Annotated in this window: 15 protein-coding genes; 7 read left to right on the forward strand and 8 right to left on the reverse strand. The window is 69.2% G+C overall.

Annotated features, from left to right (window positions below):
• Window positions 1–34: 34 nt before the first annotated feature.
• The 6 genes from ACT6SE_RS19960 to ACT6SE_RS19985 form a co-directional block, all read right to left on the reverse strand.
• Window positions 35–505: a SecDF P1 head subdomain-containing protein gene (locus tag ACT6SE_RS19960; protein WP_046433045.1), complete on the reverse strand. Its 471-nt coding sequence runs from the start codon at window positions 503–505 to the stop codon at window positions 35–37.
• Window positions 502–1,053, reverse strand: coding sequence for an HdeD family acid-resistance protein (locus ACT6SE_RS19965; RefSeq protein ID WP_014648758.1), 552 nt, complete (start codon window positions 1,051–1,053; stop codon window positions 502–504). Before ACT6SE_RS19965 ends, ACT6SE_RS19960 begins: the two co-directional genes overlap by 4 nt.
• Window positions 1,054–1,111: 58 nt before the next feature.
• Window positions 1,112–1,807: a ComF family protein gene (locus ACT6SE_RS19970; RefSeq protein WP_014648759.1), complete on the reverse strand. Its 696-nt coding sequence runs from the start codon at window positions 1,805–1,807 to the stop codon at window positions 1,112–1,114.
• Window positions 1,808–1,900: 93 nt separating this feature from the next.
• Entirely contained in the window at window positions 1,901–3,241 is a 1,341-nt protein-coding gene (locus ACT6SE_RS19975; RefSeq protein WP_046433048.1) for a chloride channel protein, read from the reverse strand.
• Window positions 3,242–3,364: 123 nt separating this feature from the next.
• The gene (locus ACT6SE_RS19980; RefSeq protein WP_041863942.1) at window positions 3,365–3,565 is read right to left on the reverse strand and encodes an NIF family HAD-type phosphatase; all 201 of its coding nucleotides are present in this window, start codon (window positions 3,563–3,565) and stop codon (window positions 3,365–3,367) included.
• A 109-nt stretch (window positions 3,566–3,674) separates the two neighbouring features.
• On the reverse strand, window positions 3,675–4,238 hold the full coding sequence (locus ACT6SE_RS19985) for a DUF3658 domain-containing protein (protein ID WP_046433050.1): 564 nt from the start codon (window positions 4,236–4,238) through the stop codon (window positions 3,675–3,677).
• A gap of 161 nt (window positions 4,239–4,399) precedes the next feature.
• Here ACT6SE_RS19985 and bioB point away from each other — a divergent pair, with 161 nt between their 5' ends.
• The 5 genes from bioB to bioC all read left to right on the forward strand — a co-directional run bounded on the left by bioB (window position 4,400) and on the right by bioC (window position 9,238).
• A complete protein-coding gene (gene bioB, locus ACT6SE_RS19990) occupies window positions 4,400–5,443 on the forward strand; it encodes a biotin synthase BioB (RefSeq protein ID WP_046433051.1) in 1,044 nt (347 codons plus the stop codon).
• Window positions 5,444–5,510: 67 nt separating this feature from the next.
• Window positions 5,511–6,734: an 8-amino-7-oxononanoate synthase gene (gene bioF, locus ACT6SE_RS19995; protein ID WP_046433053.1), complete on the forward strand. Its 1,224-nt coding sequence runs from the start codon at window positions 5,511–5,513 to the stop codon at window positions 6,732–6,734.
• Window positions 6,735–6,752: 18 nt separating this feature from the next.
• The gene (gene bioH, locus ACT6SE_RS20000) at window positions 6,753–7,532 is read left to right on the forward strand and encodes a pimeloyl-ACP methyl ester esterase BioH (RefSeq protein WP_046433055.1); all 780 of its coding nucleotides are present in this window, start codon (window positions 6,753–6,755) and stop codon (window positions 7,530–7,532) included.
• Window positions 7,533–7,561: 29 nt separating this feature from the next.
• On the forward strand, window positions 7,562–8,341 hold the full coding sequence (locus ACT6SE_RS20005; protein WP_014648765.1) for an SDR family oxidoreductase: 780 nt from the start codon (window positions 7,562–7,564) through the stop codon (window positions 8,339–8,341).
• Window positions 8,342–8,353: 12 nt separating this feature from the next.
• Window positions 8,354–9,238 carry a malonyl-ACP O-methyltransferase BioC gene (bioC, locus tag ACT6SE_RS20010; protein WP_444811043.1) on the forward strand — a complete coding sequence of 295 codons (885 nt, stop codon included), beginning with the start codon at window positions 8,354–8,356 and terminating at the stop codon, window positions 9,236–9,238.
• Between the two features lie 443 nt (window positions 9,239–9,681).
• Here the strand turns inward: bioC and ACT6SE_RS20015 are convergent, their stop codons facing one another.
• Both ACT6SE_RS20015 and ACT6SE_RS20020 read right to left on the reverse strand, forming a co-directional pair.
• Window positions 9,682–10,326 (reverse strand): YdcF family protein, encoded by a 645-nt coding sequence (locus tag ACT6SE_RS20015; RefSeq protein WP_032957535.1) that lies wholly within the window; start codon window positions 10,324–10,326, stop codon window positions 9,682–9,684.
• Window positions 10,311–11,273 (reverse strand): pyridoxal-phosphate dependent enzyme, encoded by a 963-nt coding sequence (locus tag ACT6SE_RS20020; RefSeq protein ID WP_014648768.1) that lies wholly within the window; start codon window positions 11,271–11,273, stop codon window positions 10,311–10,313. The genes ACT6SE_RS20015 and ACT6SE_RS20020 overlap by 16 nt, the downstream gene beginning before the upstream one ends.
• 160 nt (window positions 11,274–11,433) lie before the next feature.
• On the opposite strand from ACT6SE_RS20020, the gene ACT6SE_RS20025 reads away from it, so the two are divergent.
• Both ACT6SE_RS20025 and mnmG read left to right on the forward strand, forming a co-directional pair.
• Complete coding sequence (locus ACT6SE_RS20025; RefSeq protein WP_046433057.1) at window positions 11,434–11,925, forward strand: hypothetical protein; 492 nt, start codon at window positions 11,434–11,436, stop codon at window positions 11,923–11,925.
• A gap of 547 nt (window positions 11,926–12,472) precedes the next feature.
• Window positions 12,473–14,362, forward strand: coding sequence for a tRNA uridine-5-carboxymethylaminomethyl(34) synthesis enzyme MnmG (gene mnmG / locus ACT6SE_RS20030; protein WP_046433120.1), 1,890 nt, complete (start codon window positions 12,473–12,475; stop codon window positions 14,360–14,362).
• The last annotated feature ends 60 nt before the right edge of the window (window positions 14,363–14,422 follow it).

Here is a 14,422-nt window from a genome sequence, read left to right on the forward strand (position 1 = left end):
CTCCGCGCGTAGCGCGGTGGTGTTGGCGCGCCCGTCACTGACCGGTGATGTGCCTGGCCAGCGCCTGTGCCTCGGCAATGCTCGGCAGCCCGCTCAGCATCATCGATTCCCCGAAGGGGCCTTTCACCGTCGCCACCATCAGCACGCGGCCGTCCACGCTGATCGCCGCGCGCTGGCCCACCAGGGCCGAGGTGCCATCGTGGATGCGCTGATGCGCTTCTGGCCGATAGCGGATCTGCAGGCCTGGCTGCTTGGCATCGTCCAGCACGTAGCGCACATCGGCGATGTCCGCACTGCCGGCAATCGGCGGCTCGCGCAGCGCCAGGGTTTCACCTTGCCAGTGCGCCGGAGTGCCGTTGCCAGCCGCATCGACCGCGCTCAGGCGCACATCCACGCCGGCGCGCGGCGCATGATCCTTGCCTGCCAGCGCACCGGGCGTGGCACCCGGCATGCATCCGGCCAGCACCAGCGCCGCGCCCAGCAGGAGCGGAAGCGCGCCCCTCATTTCAGCTTCCGCAGCTTGAATGCCACCAGCACCTGCAGCAGCCCGTACAGCAGGCTGCCAATGCCGATCCACAGCGTGGTCACCGCCACGCCTGCGTATGGATTGGCCGCGAACAGCAGCCCCAGCACCACCGCCAGCACGCCACTGAGGATCAGCAGCCACTCGCCCTGGATCTGCTTGCGCACGCGGATCGCGAAGACGATGCGATAGATGCCGGCTACCAGCAGCCACGCCGCCAGGAACAGCACCAGCACGCTGGCGGTGGCCAGCGGGTTGATCACCGCCAGGATGCCGAAGCCCAGCGAAGCGATGGCATACAGCGCCAGCCAGCCGCGCGAGGCGCCGCTGCCACCACTGATCAGTGCGAACAGGCTGATGACCCCTTCGATGATGGCCATCACGCCCAGCGTCCAGGCCAATGCCATGGCTGCGGACAGCGGCCAACCGATGGCGATGATGCCGAAGCCGAGCGCGACCAGGCCATACAGCAGCAGGATCCACCAGCTGCGGCCAACCGCTGACAACAAGGGAGACAAGGGGGAATTCATGGTCACTCCTTCGATCCGGAACCGGGTTCATCCTAGCCCGTGGCGATGAAGGGAGCGATCACGGCACCCGCGCGCACACCCATACCCGCACCTCTCTGGCGCCCACGCAGCGCAGGGTTTCGGCGATTTCCATCACCGTGCTGCCGGTGGTCATCACGTCGTCCACCACGGTCAGATGCGTGGGCACCGGCCCGTGGACATCGAACGCATCGAACAGGTTTTCCCTGCGCTGTTCGGCCGTGCGTTCGGACTGCGGTGCGGTGTGCCGCCGCCGGTACAGCCCCTGCCAGACCGGCAACGGCAGCAGCCGGCAGAGCTCGGCAGCCTGGTTGTAGCCGCGCTGGCGCAGGCGCCGGCGGTGCAGCGGCACCGGCACCAGCGGCGGGCAGGACCAGGGCGGTGGTGCGCGCTGCATCAACTGCGCCAGCAGGCGACCGGCCGCCAGGTCCTGATGGAACTTGTAGCGCAGCAGCAGCTGGTCCACCGGCGGCAGGTACAGCAGGCTGGCGTGGGTGGCCGTCTGCGGTGGTGCTTCCTCGCGGCAGCTGCCGCAGACGATCAGGCCCTCATCCGGCAACGGCAGTGCACACCGCAGGCAGGCGCGACCGGCCCAGGGCAGTCCGGCGAGGCAGGCGCGGCACAGATCGAGATCATCATGGCCCGGATCGCCGCAGACCAGGCAGCGCAGTGGCAGCAGGACACCCAGCAGTGCGCGGGAGACACGGGTTGCCGAATGCAGGAGATCAATACGCATTGCCCATGCTTCATCGCGCTGCCCATGTGCGGCCATCGGCGAAGCACCGATCGCAGTGTCGGGACTGCCCGCAACTGCAGAGGGTGCTGCCGATCAGGAAAGGCGTCCGCCCTGCCCAGGCCCGGTTGATGCAACGGCCGACGCCGTCAACACCTCCGCCAACCCACGATAGATCGGCACCCGGCATACCAGACCGGACACGCCCCGCGCGATCAGCACCGTGGCCAGGATCGGCAGGAGCAGATCGCCGCTGTCGGTCAGCTCCAGCGAGATCACCGCCGAGGTCAGCGGTGCCTGGGTGACGCCGGTCAGGTAGGCGCACATGCCCAGCAGCACGAACGCACGTGGGTCCACGCCCGGCATCAGCACCGCCAGATTGTGGCCCAGCCCCGCGCCGACCGCCAACGCGGGCGAGAACAGGCCGCCGGGTATGCCGGCCACGTACGATGCCAGGTTGGCCAGCAGCTTCATCAACCCGAACTCGTGGCCGACCAACGCCTGCCCCTGCACCAGGCTGCGCGCCTGTTCGTAGCCGGTGCCGAACGCGCCGTCGCCGAACGTCAAAGCCAGTACCACCACCGCCAGACCGCAGCCTGCGGCCAGCAGCACCGGATGCCGCTGGCGCAGCTGGCCCAGCCAACGCGGGCGGCCCGCCGCACTGGCCAGCACCGCGCGCGCGAACAGGCCGCCCAGCAACCCGGCCACCACGCCGCACAGCAGGATCGCCAGCCAGCCCTGCCCCAGCGGCAGCCGCGCGCTCACATGGCCGAAGTAGGTGTAGTTGCCAAGCAGGCCCAGCGACACCACGCCACCGACGATCACCGCCGTCAGCAGGGTGCCGGAGAAGCGATGCTCGAAACGGCCGCTGAGCTCCTCGATGGCGAATACGATGCCAGCCAGCGGCGTGTTGAACGCCGCGGCAATGCCCGCTGCACCACCGGCCAGCAGGAAGTGCGAGAGCTCGCGAGGATCCTTGAAGCCGAACCAGCGGCCGAACAGGTACATCAGGCTGGCACCCACATGCACCGTGGGACCTTCGCGTCCGACGGACGCGCCGCCGAGCAGCGACAACGAGGTCAGCAGCAGCTTGCCGGCTGAGACCGCAGGCGAAAGATTGGTCTTCCGGAATGGCTCATCGGGCTTGTCCAACGCAGCGATGACCTGCGGAATGCCGCTGCCCCGCGTGGGCTGCAGCACGCCACTGGTCAACCAGGCCAGCAGCGCGAAGATGCCCGGCGTGAGCAGTAGGGCCCACCACGGCGAGTGCGCGGTGATGCGCTGGAACAGATGGAAGGCCGCGTCGCTGGCCTTGGCGAACAGGATGGCCACCAACGCCACGGCCACCGCGCCGCCCCAGAGCGCGGCACGGCGGCGCCAGGCCTCGCTGAGAACCAGCGCGGTGATGCGGCCGCGGAGGCGATGGAGATCGGTCATGGGGCACAGTCTGCGCGCCAGCGCTTGCGTTGGGCAGCGGTTATTGTGGCTGCAGCCCTTGCAGGATGCGGTGAAACGCGCGAGTGCGGGTGCTCGCCGATAGCACCTGCCCTGTGCAGCTACCTATGCCTGCAGGCGCTCCCGCCACCGGCGCTTCTCCACCGCACGCACGTTGGGCTGGGGCCGCAGGTAGACGTGGTAGCCGACGAGGCGGAAATCTGCGGGTCGCTCCAGTTCACGCTCGCTGGCATGCACCAGCGTCTCATCCAGATCGAGTATCAGCAGCTTTCCGCCCTGCGGCATCGTGTCCGGTTCCATGCGCATCCTTCTTTCATTGCCTCGGCTGCCGCCATCTTCTGGATGGACTTCAGCATGTGTCCTTCCAGCAGGTAGATGTAAGCACAGTTCCAGCCAGGTCCTGGTGGGCGCAAGCCTACTGCCGGACGCGCACTTCGCAACAGCCCATCCGCGCGAGGTCGCCCTGTGCCTGCAACATGCCCCGTTCCACCAGCATGCGTACACGCCCTGCATAGAACACATCGGGAATTCCCGATCGGCACTTCGGCTGCAGCGACATGACCATGCCCACAATGTAGGCGATCTTTCGGAACTGCCCGTCGCAGAGGGAGAACAGCTGCTCATCGATCGAGGCGATGTCCTCGCTGGTCAGCGCGGCGATGTTCTGCCGCGCCAGGTCAGTGAGATGGGCATCGTTGTCGGAGCGCTCGTCCGTATCGCGCAGGCAGCCATTGATGGCCAACAGGCGAACCAGCACATAGTGGCCGAAAGCCTCGAGCTCCTCCTTCGGCAACGTCGCCGGATCGAGCTGCCCTGCCGGGTAGTCCTTGAAGGTCACGAAGACGTGGTTCTTCCACTCCCCTGGCGTGTCGGACTGGCGCAGATCATCCAGCACCACGCGCAGGCCGCCGTCGGGCAGTTCGGCAAGGCTGCACAGCACCGCGTCGCGGCGGATCGGGTAGGGCTGGTAGCTGTTCATGGCACGTGCTCGCGCGTCCGTATGCAGCAATGAACTTACACCGTAGCGCCCATTCATGGCGGTCAACCAATGTAAACCAGATGAGAAACAGCCAAGTTGACAGGACTCACCAACCCACCCACACTGCCGCCCTCGCTTCACTCGTACCCCAAGGTCCCGCCATGGCTGCTGCCATCCGCCACGACTGGCAACACGACGAACTGCAGGCGCTGTTCGATCTGCCGTTCCCCGCGCTGCTGTTCCGCGCTGCCGCAGTCCATCGCGAGCACTTCGACCCAGCGCAGGTGCAGGTGTCCACGCTGTTGTCGGTGAAGACCGGCGGCTGCCCGGAAGACTGCGCGTACTGCCCGCAGGCACAGCGCTACAGCACCGGGGTGAACGCGCAGAAGCTGATGGACACCGACGCGGTGCTGGCCAAGGCACGCCAGGCCAAGGCTGCCGGCGCATCGCGCTTCTGCATGGGTGCCGCGTGGCGATCGCCGAAGGACCGCGACATCCCGAAGGTGGCGGCGATGATCGCCGGGGTGAAGGCGCTGGGCCTGGAAACCTGCGCCACGCTGGGCATGCTCAGTGGCGAGCAGGCGCGTGCGCTGAAGGATGCGGGCCTGGACTACTACAACCACAACCTCGACACCGCGCCGGACTACTACGATTCGATCATCCACACGCGCCAGTACCAGGACCGCCTGGACACGCTGGCGCACGTGCGCGATGCCGGTCTGAAAACCTGCTGCGGCGGCATTGTCGGCATGGGCGAGACGCGCGCGCAGCGCGTGGGCCTGCTGCTGGCGCTGGCCACGCTGCCGGCGCATCCCGATTCGGTGCCGATCAACAAGCTGGTGCAGGTGGCGGGCACGCCGCTGCATGGCAGCGCCGAGCTGGATCCGTTCGAGTTCGTGCGCATGATCGCGGTGGCACGCATCGCCATGCCGCGTTCGATGGTGCGGCTGTCGGCCGGTCGCGAGGCGATGAGCGACGAACTGCAGGCGCTGTGCTTCGTGGCCGGTGCCAACTCGATCTTCTACGGCGACAAGCTGCTGACCACCGGCAACCCGGAGAGCGAGCGCGACCTGGCCCTGTTCGCGCGGCTGGGGTTGCAGCCGATGGCGGTGCAGGTGGATGCCGAGGGCCACGACCACGGCGGCACCGTGCACGCTGATATCAGCGCCGATGCGCCCGCCTGTGGCTGCGCTCACGCGGCCTGAGACGGGCCGCAAGCAGGCGCCGCGGCAACGCGCTACCCTAGCCGCCCCGTCGCCGCATTCAGCCGCCATGGCCCGCCCCGACCTGACCGCCCGCCTCCACGCCCAACGCGCCCTGCGCGATGCCCAAGGCCGTCGCCGCACGCGGCGCACGGTCAGCCGTCGTGATGGCGTCCGCCTGGAGGTGGACGGCCAGTGGCTGACCGGCTTCTGCAGCAACGATTACCTGGGCCTGGCCCAGCAGTTCAGCGTGGTCAACGCATTGCAGGATGCGGCCGCACGCGAAGGCTCCGGCGCGGGCGCCTCGCATCTGGTCTGCGGCCACCACGCCCTGCATGACGCGCTGGAGCGCGAAGTGGCGGAGTGGCTGGGCTACCCGCGCGCGCTGCTGTTCGGCAGTGGCTTCGCCGCCAACCTGGCCGTGCAGCAGGCGCTGCTGAGCGAAGAGAACGATGTGTGCGTGCAGGACAAGCTCAACCACGCCAGCCTGCTCGATGCGACGCGGCTGGCGGGTGCGCGCCTGCGCCGTTATCCGCACCTCGACGCCGAAGGCGCGATGCGCCAGCTCAAGCACGCGCCCGATGGCGCGGCGATGCTGGCCACCGACGGTGTGTTCAGCATGGATGGCGACATCGCACCGCTGCGTGCATTGTCGCTGGTGGCACGCCTGCAGCAGGCGCTGTTCTATGTGGACGATGCGCACGGCGTGGGCGTGGTCGGTGATGGCCGTGGTGCCGTGGCCGCCGCCGGGCTGGGCGTGGACGATGTGCCGCTGCAGCTGGTCACGCTGGGCAAGGCACTGGGCGGTTCCGGCGCGCTGGTGCTGGGCCGCGACGACCTGGTCGAGCACCTGGCCGAAACTGCACGCCCGTACATCTACACCACTGCGATGCCGCCGGCGCTGGCCGCAGCAGCACTGGAAGCAGTGCGCCTGGCGCGCCGTGACAACTGGCGGCGCTCGAAACTGACCGATCTGATCGCGCTGTTCCGCGGCGAAGCCCGCCGCCATGGCCTGGACCTGATGGCCTCGGAAACGCCGATCCAGCCGCTGCTGTGTGGCGATGACCATCGCGCCGTGGCGATGTCCCAGGCGTTGGAACAGGCCGGTTGGCTGGTCGGCGCGATCCGCCCGCCCACGGTTCCCGAAGGCAAGGCGCGCCTGCGCGTCACGCTGTCCGCGCTGCACACCCCCGAGCAGGTGCGTGGCCTGGTCGAAGCCATTGCCAGCGCGCGCGATCGCGTCGACCTGGCCGCGCGTGAGGCCGCGCCACCGCCGCTGCCTGTCTTTGCCTGAGCCTGTTGCCGTTTCCCCATGCATATCGACGTCACCGGCCAGGGGCCGGACCTGGTACTGATCCATGGCTGGGCCCTGCAGGGCGGCGTGTTCGCGCCGTTGGTGCAACGCCTGGCCGATCACTTCACCCTGCATCTGGTTGATCTGCCGGGCCATGGCCACAGCCGCGAGGACACCACGCCGCTGCGCCTGCCGTTCGTGGTCAATGCCATTGCCGCGGCCACGCCGCCTGCGGTGTGGTGCGGCTGGTCGCTGGGCGGCCTGTTCGCGCTGCACGCCGCCGCGACACTGCCGAAGGTGCGCGGGCTGGCGATGATCGCGGCCACGCCGCGCTTCGTGCGTAGCGAAGACTGGCCGCATGCGGTGGAGCCGGCGGTGTTCGAGCAGTTCGGGCGCGAGCTGGCCACCGACTTCGGTGGCACCCTGGAACGCTTCCTGGCGCTGGATGTCATGGGCTCGGCACACGCCCGCGAGGAGCTGCGCACGCTACGCCAGCGCCTGGTCGAGCGCGGTGCACCCACCGAACGCGCCCTGCTGGAAGGCCTGCGCCTGCTGGAAAGCACCGACCTGCGTGGCGCACTGCCGACGCTGGCCAAGCCCAGCCTGTGGATCGCCGGCCAGCGTGACCGGCTGGTGTCTCCGGCGGCAATGCAGGCCGCCGCGGCACTGGCCCCCGGTGCGCAGGCGCTGACCATCGCCCACGGCGGCCATGCGCCCTTCCTCGGCCATGCCGACGAGGTGGCCGCCGCCCTGCAACACTTCGTTGCCGGCCTGTCACCGGCCGATGGCGGACAATGAGCGCCTTCCTCATTCCGCAGGATTGATGCATGGATCTGGGTATCAACGGCCGCTGGGCACTGGTCTGCGGCGCAAGCAAGGGGCTGGGCCTGGGCTGCGCGCGTGCGCTGGTGCGCGAGGGCGTCAACGTGGTGATCGTGGCCCGTGGTGAGGCTGCGCTGCAGGCCGCCGCCGAAGCGCTGCGCGCCCTGCCCGGCGCCGCCGAAGTCCGCGTGGTCGCCGCCGACGTGACCACCGAGGCCGGTCGCTCCGCAGCGCTCGCCGCGTGCCCGCAGGTGGACATCCTGGTCACCAATGCCGGTGGCCCGCCGCCGGGCGACTTCCGCAGTTTCGAGCGCGACGACTGGATCGCCGCACTGGACGCCAACATGCTGGCGCCGATCGCGCTGATCCGCGCCACCGTGGACGCGATGATCGCGCGTGGCTTCGGCCGCATCGTCAACATCACGTCCTCGGCGGTGAAGGCCCCGATCGACATCCTGGCGCTGTCCAACGGCGCGCGCAGCGGCCTGACCGGCTTCGTCGCCGGGCTGTCGCGCCGCACCGTGGCACACAATGTCACCATCAACAACCTGCTGCCCGGCCAGTTCGACACCGACCGCCTGCGCGCCAACTTCGCCCACAGTGCGGGCAAGGACGGCAATGCTGCCGAAGTGGCCGAACGCCGCCGCCAGCAGATCCCGGCCGGCCGCTTCGGCACGGCGGATGAATTCGGCGCGGCCTGCGCCTTCCTGTGCAGCGCACAGGCCGGTTACCTCACCGGGCAGAACCTGCTGATCGACGGCGGCGCCTACCCCGGTACGTTCTAAGAGACTTTCGCAATGCCGTCCCACTTCGATGCCCGCCATGTCCGCCGCGCGTTCGCCCGCGCCGCCAACAGCTACGACGCCGCCGCCGCCCTGCAGCGCGAGGTGCAGGCGCGGCTGGTGGAATCGCTGGACTACCTGGAGGCACGCAAGCCCGAGGTAGTGCTGGACATCGGCGCGGGTACCGGCCACGCCAGTGCGCTGATGAAGAAGCGCTGGCCGAAGGCGCAGGTGATCGCGCTGGACGTGGCGCTGCCGATGCTGGATCAGGCCAAGCGCCAGGCCGGCTGGTGGAAGCCGTTCCAGCGCCTGTGCGGCGACGCCGCCGCGCTGCCGCTGGCCGACAACAGCGTGGACGTGATCTTCAGCAACCTGTGCCTGCAGTGGGTGGACGACCTGCCGGCGGTGTTTGCCGGCTTCCGCCGCGTGCTCAAGCCCGGCGGCCTGCTGCTGTGCTCCACCTTCGGCCCGGACACGCTGGTCGAACTCAACGAAGCGTTCGCGGCCGCCGATGACCGCCCGCACGTGAGCCGCTTCGCGCAGATCGCCCAGTTCGGCGATGCGCTGATGATGGCCGGTTTCCGCGACCCGGTGCTGGACCGCGACCTGTTCACCCTGACCTACGACGACCTGCCCTCGTTGATGCGGGAGCTGCGCGCGATGGGCGCGACCAATGCGCGGGTGGACCGCCGCCACACGCTGACCGGGCGTGGCCGCTTCGCCGCGGCGGCAGCGGTGTATGAACCGATGCGACGCGCCGACGGCAAGCTGCCCAGCAGCTGGGAAGTGATCTATGCCCACGCCTGGGCACCGGACCCGGGCGCACCGATCCGCGAAGGCGGGCATGACGTGGCCTCGGTGCCGGTGTCGGCGATTCCGATCCGGCGCAAGCAGACCTGATCGCCCGGTCGTGCCGGCCGCTGGCCGGCACCTCACGATTCCACGGTGGACCTCTGCCGGCCAGCGGCCGGCACTACCGTATGCCACACCGTGCGCGAATCGCCCGGGTAGGTGCCGACCTTGGTCGGCACCCACCTAATTCGGGCGATGTCGGCGATCCCGATCCGGCGCAGGCAGACCTGATCGTCTGGTAGTGCCGGCCGCTGGCCGGCAACCTCACGATTCCACGATGGACATCTGCCGGCCAGCGGCCGGCACTACCGCATGCCACACCGTGCGCGAATCGCCCGGGTAGGTGCCGACCTTGGTCGGCACCCACCCAATCCGGGCGGTGTCGGCGATCCCGATCCGGCGCAGGCAGACCTGACCGGCTGGTAGTGCCGGCCGCTGGCCGGCAACCTCACGATTCCACGATGGGCGTCTGCCCAGATCAGGTTTCCGCCTCAGGTGTTGGCCGGCGAACTCAGCGGCGGCCGCACCAGGTCGCGGTGGAAGAAATAGATTTCCTGCACCAGGAAGCGCCAGCTAGTGTGGAAGCTGCGGAAGCGCGTGCTGGGCGTGGACGAGGCCAGCGCATCGATGCCCAGCGCCTTGCTCAGGCGCAGCGCGCGCGCCATGTGCAACGGGTCGCTTACGATGATCACCCGGTGCAGGTCGCGCTGGTCCATCAGCCGCTTGGCCTCGACCAGGTTCTGCACGGTGTTGCGCGAGGCGGTCTCGATCAGGATCGCATCGTCCGGCACGCCATGCTTGAGCGCATAGCGCCGCGCCACCTGCGATTCGGAAAAGCGCGCGCCGGTGCCACCGTAGCCGCCGGTGAAGATCAGCAGTGGCGCGTACCGGGCTTCATAGAGATCCAGGCCATGACGGATGCGTTCTTCAAAGACCGGCGACGGCTTGGCGTCATAGGCCGCCGCACCGAGCACGATGATGGCGTCGGCCTTGGCTGCCTGGTCGCGCTCCCCCACCCAGACGATCCAGGCGGTCACGCCCAGCAGCCAGACCACCAGCAGCACGAACAGCCGCCACAGCCAGCCCAGCAGGCCGGTGCGGGGCCGGTGCCCGTCGCGGCTCAAGGCGCCCCCCAACGCAGCGCGGGCAGGTCGACATTGCCACCGGACAGCACCAGGCCCACCCGCAGGCCGGCGAACCGCTGCGGCTGTGCCAGCACCGCGGCCAGCACGGTGGCCGAGGACGGCTCGACCACCTGCTTGAGCACCTCCCACAGCAGGCGCATCGCGGCCATGGTGGCGGCGTCGTCGACCACGATCACCTCGACGCCGGCCGCGCGCAGCAGCGCGAAGTTGGGGGCGCCGATCAGGGTACGCAGGCCGTCGCAGATGGTGTCAGGGGTGAACGCGCCCTGGCGCTCGCCTGCGGCCAGCGAGCGCGCGGTGTCGTCGGCACCGGCCGGTTCGGCCAGCACCAGCCGGGTCTGGGGACTGGCGAACTGCAGGGCCCGGGCGGTACCGCTGGCCAGGCCGCCCCCTCCGACTGGGACTACCAGCACGTCGAACGGACCGTCGCTGTGCAGCAGCTCCAGGGCCGCGGTGCCCTGCCCGGCCATCACCGCCGGGTCCGCATAGGGATGGACCAGGGTCGCGCCGGTATCGGCCTGTACTTTGGCGCAGGCGGCCTCGCGGTCGGCGATGGTCGGCGGGCAGCGCCAGAGCGTGGCACCGTGGCGGGCGATGTTGGCCAGCTTGGCCGCCACCGCACCTTCGGGCACCACCACGTGGCAGGGAATGCCACGGGTGCGCGCGGCCAGGGCCAGGGCAGCGCCGTGGTTGCCGGACGAATGGGTGACCACGCCGGCACGGGCGCGATCGGCATCCAGCGACCACACCGCGTTGCAGGCCCCGCGGAACTTGAATGCGCCGCCGCGCTGCAGGTGCTCGGCCTTGAACGCCAGCTGCGCGCCGGCCAGCGCATCAAGCGTGCGCGAGCGCAGCACCGGGGTCACGCTGGCGTGCGGCGCGATCCGCGCAGCGGCAGCCAGGACATCGTCGGCACGGGGCAACAGTGAATCGCTCATGACGCAAGATTAACGTATGGCCCCACGCTGGCGACCCCGGCACAGGTCATGCCAGCATGAGGGCCTTCACCTTCATTCATCCTGGGCAGTGAAGTTAAGGGCCGATTCAACGCCTGCGCACGAAGCTGACTGCACAACCCGTCCTCTGGGGGGACCCACCATGAAAACGCGCCTGATGCTTGCCGGTGGCCTGTTGCTGGCCCTGACCGGCTGCACCACCTACGACTATGTCGGCGGTGGCCGCAGCGGCAGCTACTACCACGGTGCGCCGTCGGTGGAGTACCGCTACCCGGCCGGCTATCCCTACAACTACGGCTACCCTTACTACGGCGGCTATGGCGGCTACTACGGCGGCTATGGCAATCCGTACTACTCGCGCCCGATCTACCGCCCGCCGCACAACCACCGTCCGCCACCGCGCCCGCCCGGCAACGGTGGCGAGAACCGTCCGCCGCCGCCGCCGCGGCCGTCGTACAACGGCGGTTCGCCGTGGCGGAACATGGACTCGATGCGTCGCCCGCCGCAGTCGAACATCCAGCCGTCGACGCCGCCACCGCCGGCCCGTCCGACCCCGGCGCCGAGCGCGCCGAGGATGAACGGTTCCCCGTGGCGCAACATGGATCGTGGGACGCAGCGCACAGTTGAGCGCTGAACCGTCTTGCATTTCACCCGGTCCAGGTTGCACTCTACGGAACCGGTGACGGCCCGCGTCACAAAGTGACAAAAAGCGAGACGGGCCGCCGCAAAAATCTCTACGTCGATATCCGACAGGAACATCTGGATCCCCCCTGTTCCGGCCCTGTCGGATGTCGGCACCTCTGAAGACAGACGGCCCCGCACTGCGGGGCCGTCTGTTTTGCCGGGTCGCCAACCGGAGAGAGCCCCAGCGTCGGTAGATCCACGCCATGCGTGGTCGGGCCTTTCCCGGCAATCCCAAAAAAACAGGGCCGGACAGTCCCCCGACTGCCGGCCCTCTGCTCCCCCACCGTGCGCCTGTACCGGCCCCTGTTCCAATTCCGGTCACGGGCGCCTGCGGCGCCAGCCACGGTGGGTGCTATTGGGTTATCTGCAATAATCCTGCCAACTTTAGGGCTGATTTCGACGCCGGCCGGCCTGCACCGACGCCGCGGCCCCGAATGGCGCTAAAATCGCCACCCCGGCGCCGCCCCGGCCGCGCCCGCCCCCAGCTGAACAGCCCCATGAACCCGTCCTTCCATCGTTACGACGTCATCGTCATCGGCGGTGGCCACGCCGGCACCGAAGCCGCGCTGGCCGCGGCCCGTACCGGCGTGCGCACCCTGCTGCTGACCCACAACATCGAAACGGTGGGCGCGATGAGCTGCAACCCGGCCATCGGAGGCATCGGCAAGGGCCACCTGGTCAAGGAAATCGACGCCCTGGGCGGTGCGATGGCGCATGCCGCCGACCGTGCCGGCATCCAGTGGCGCACCCTCAACGCCTCCAAGGGCCCGGCCGTGCGCGCCACCCGCTGCCAGGCCGACCGCAACCTGTACCGCATGGCGATCCGCGCCATCGTTGAAGGCCAGGCCAACCTGACCGTGTTCCAGGCGGCCGTCGATGACCTGGTCATCGAAGGCGACGCCGTGCGCGGGGTCATCACCCAGACCGGCCTGCGCTTCGATGCCGAGGCCGTGGTGCTGACCGCCGGCACCTTCCTGGCCGGCAAGATCCATGTCGGCCCGACCCAGTACGCCGCCGGCCGCATGGGCGACCCGCCGGCCACCACGCTGGCGGCGCGCCTGCGCGAGCGCCCGTTCCAGGTGGACCGCCTGAAGACCGGCACGCCACCGCGCATCGACGGCCGCTCGCTGGACTACAGCGCGATGGATGAGCAGCCCGGCGACTTGCCGCGCCCGGTGATGTCCTTCCTGGGTTCGGTGGACGAGCATCCGCAGCAGGTCAGCTGCTGGATCACCCACACCACCGAACAGACCCACCAGATCATCCGCGACGCGCTGCACCGCTCGCCGCTGTACAGCGGCCAGATCGAAGGCATCGGCCCGCGCTACTGCCCGTCCATCGAGGACAAGGTGGTGCGCTTCGCCGAGAAGGCCAGCCACCAGATCTTCGTCGAACCCGAAGGCCTGGGCATCGTCGAGATCTACCCCAACGGCATCTCCACCTCGCTGCCGTTCGACGTGCAGCTGGAGATGGTGCGCAGCATCCGCGGCTTCGGCAACGCGCACATCACCCGCCCGGGCTACGCGATCGAGTACGACTTCTTCGATCCACGCGGGTTGAAGGCTTCGCTGGAAACCAAGCTGGTCAACGGCCTGTTCTTCGCCGGCCAGATCAACGGCACCACCGGCTATGAAGAAGCCGCCGCGCAGGGCCTGCTGGCCGGCCTCAACGCCGCACGCCAGGTGCGTGGGCTGGACGGCTGGTGCCCGCGTCGCGACGAGGCCTACCTGGGCGTGCTGGTGGATGACCTGATCACCCACGGTACCAACGAGCCGTACCGCATGTTCACCAGCCGCGCCGAATACCGCCTGCAGCTGCGCGAGGACAACGCCGACCAGCGCCTGACCCCGGCCGGCCGCGAGATGGGCCTGGTGGATGACCAGCGCTGGAGCGCGTTCGAGACCAAGCAGGCCGCCGTCGCCGCCGAGCGCGCGCGCCTGGGCGCGCTGTGGGCGACCCCGGCCAATGCGCTGGGCCGCGAAGTGCAGGACACGCTGGGCGTGGCGGTCAGCCGCGAAACCAACGTGCTGGACCTGATCAAGCGCCCCGAGCTGGATTACGCGCAGCTGATGCAGGTGCCGTCGCTGGGCCCGGCCGTGGCCGACGCCAAGGTGGCCGAGCAGGTGGAGATCGGCGTGAAGTACGCCGGCTACCTGGACCGCCAGCGCGAGGAGATCGAGCGCCAGCAGCGGCATGAAGCCACGCCGATCGCTGAGGGCTTCGACTACGCCACGGTGCGCGGGCTGTCGGCCGAAGCGCTGCAGAAACTGGAGCGCGCGCGCCCGCAGACCATCGGCCAGGCGCAGCGCATCCCGGGCATGACCCCGGCGGCAATCTCGCTGCTGCTGGTGCACCTGGAGCGTGCACGCCGGGGCCGCGTGGCGTAGGCAGCACCGTCCGCTTCTGGTGGGTGCCGACCTTGGTCGGCACGAATCATCAGATCGCGA

Origin of the sequence: Stenotrophomonas sp. LC732, from assembly GCF_052446685.1 — a bacterium.
In the GTDB taxonomy this organism is placed as follows: Bacteria; Pseudomonadota; Gammaproteobacteria; order Xanthomonadales; family Xanthomonadaceae; genus Stenotrophomonas; species Stenotrophomonas muris.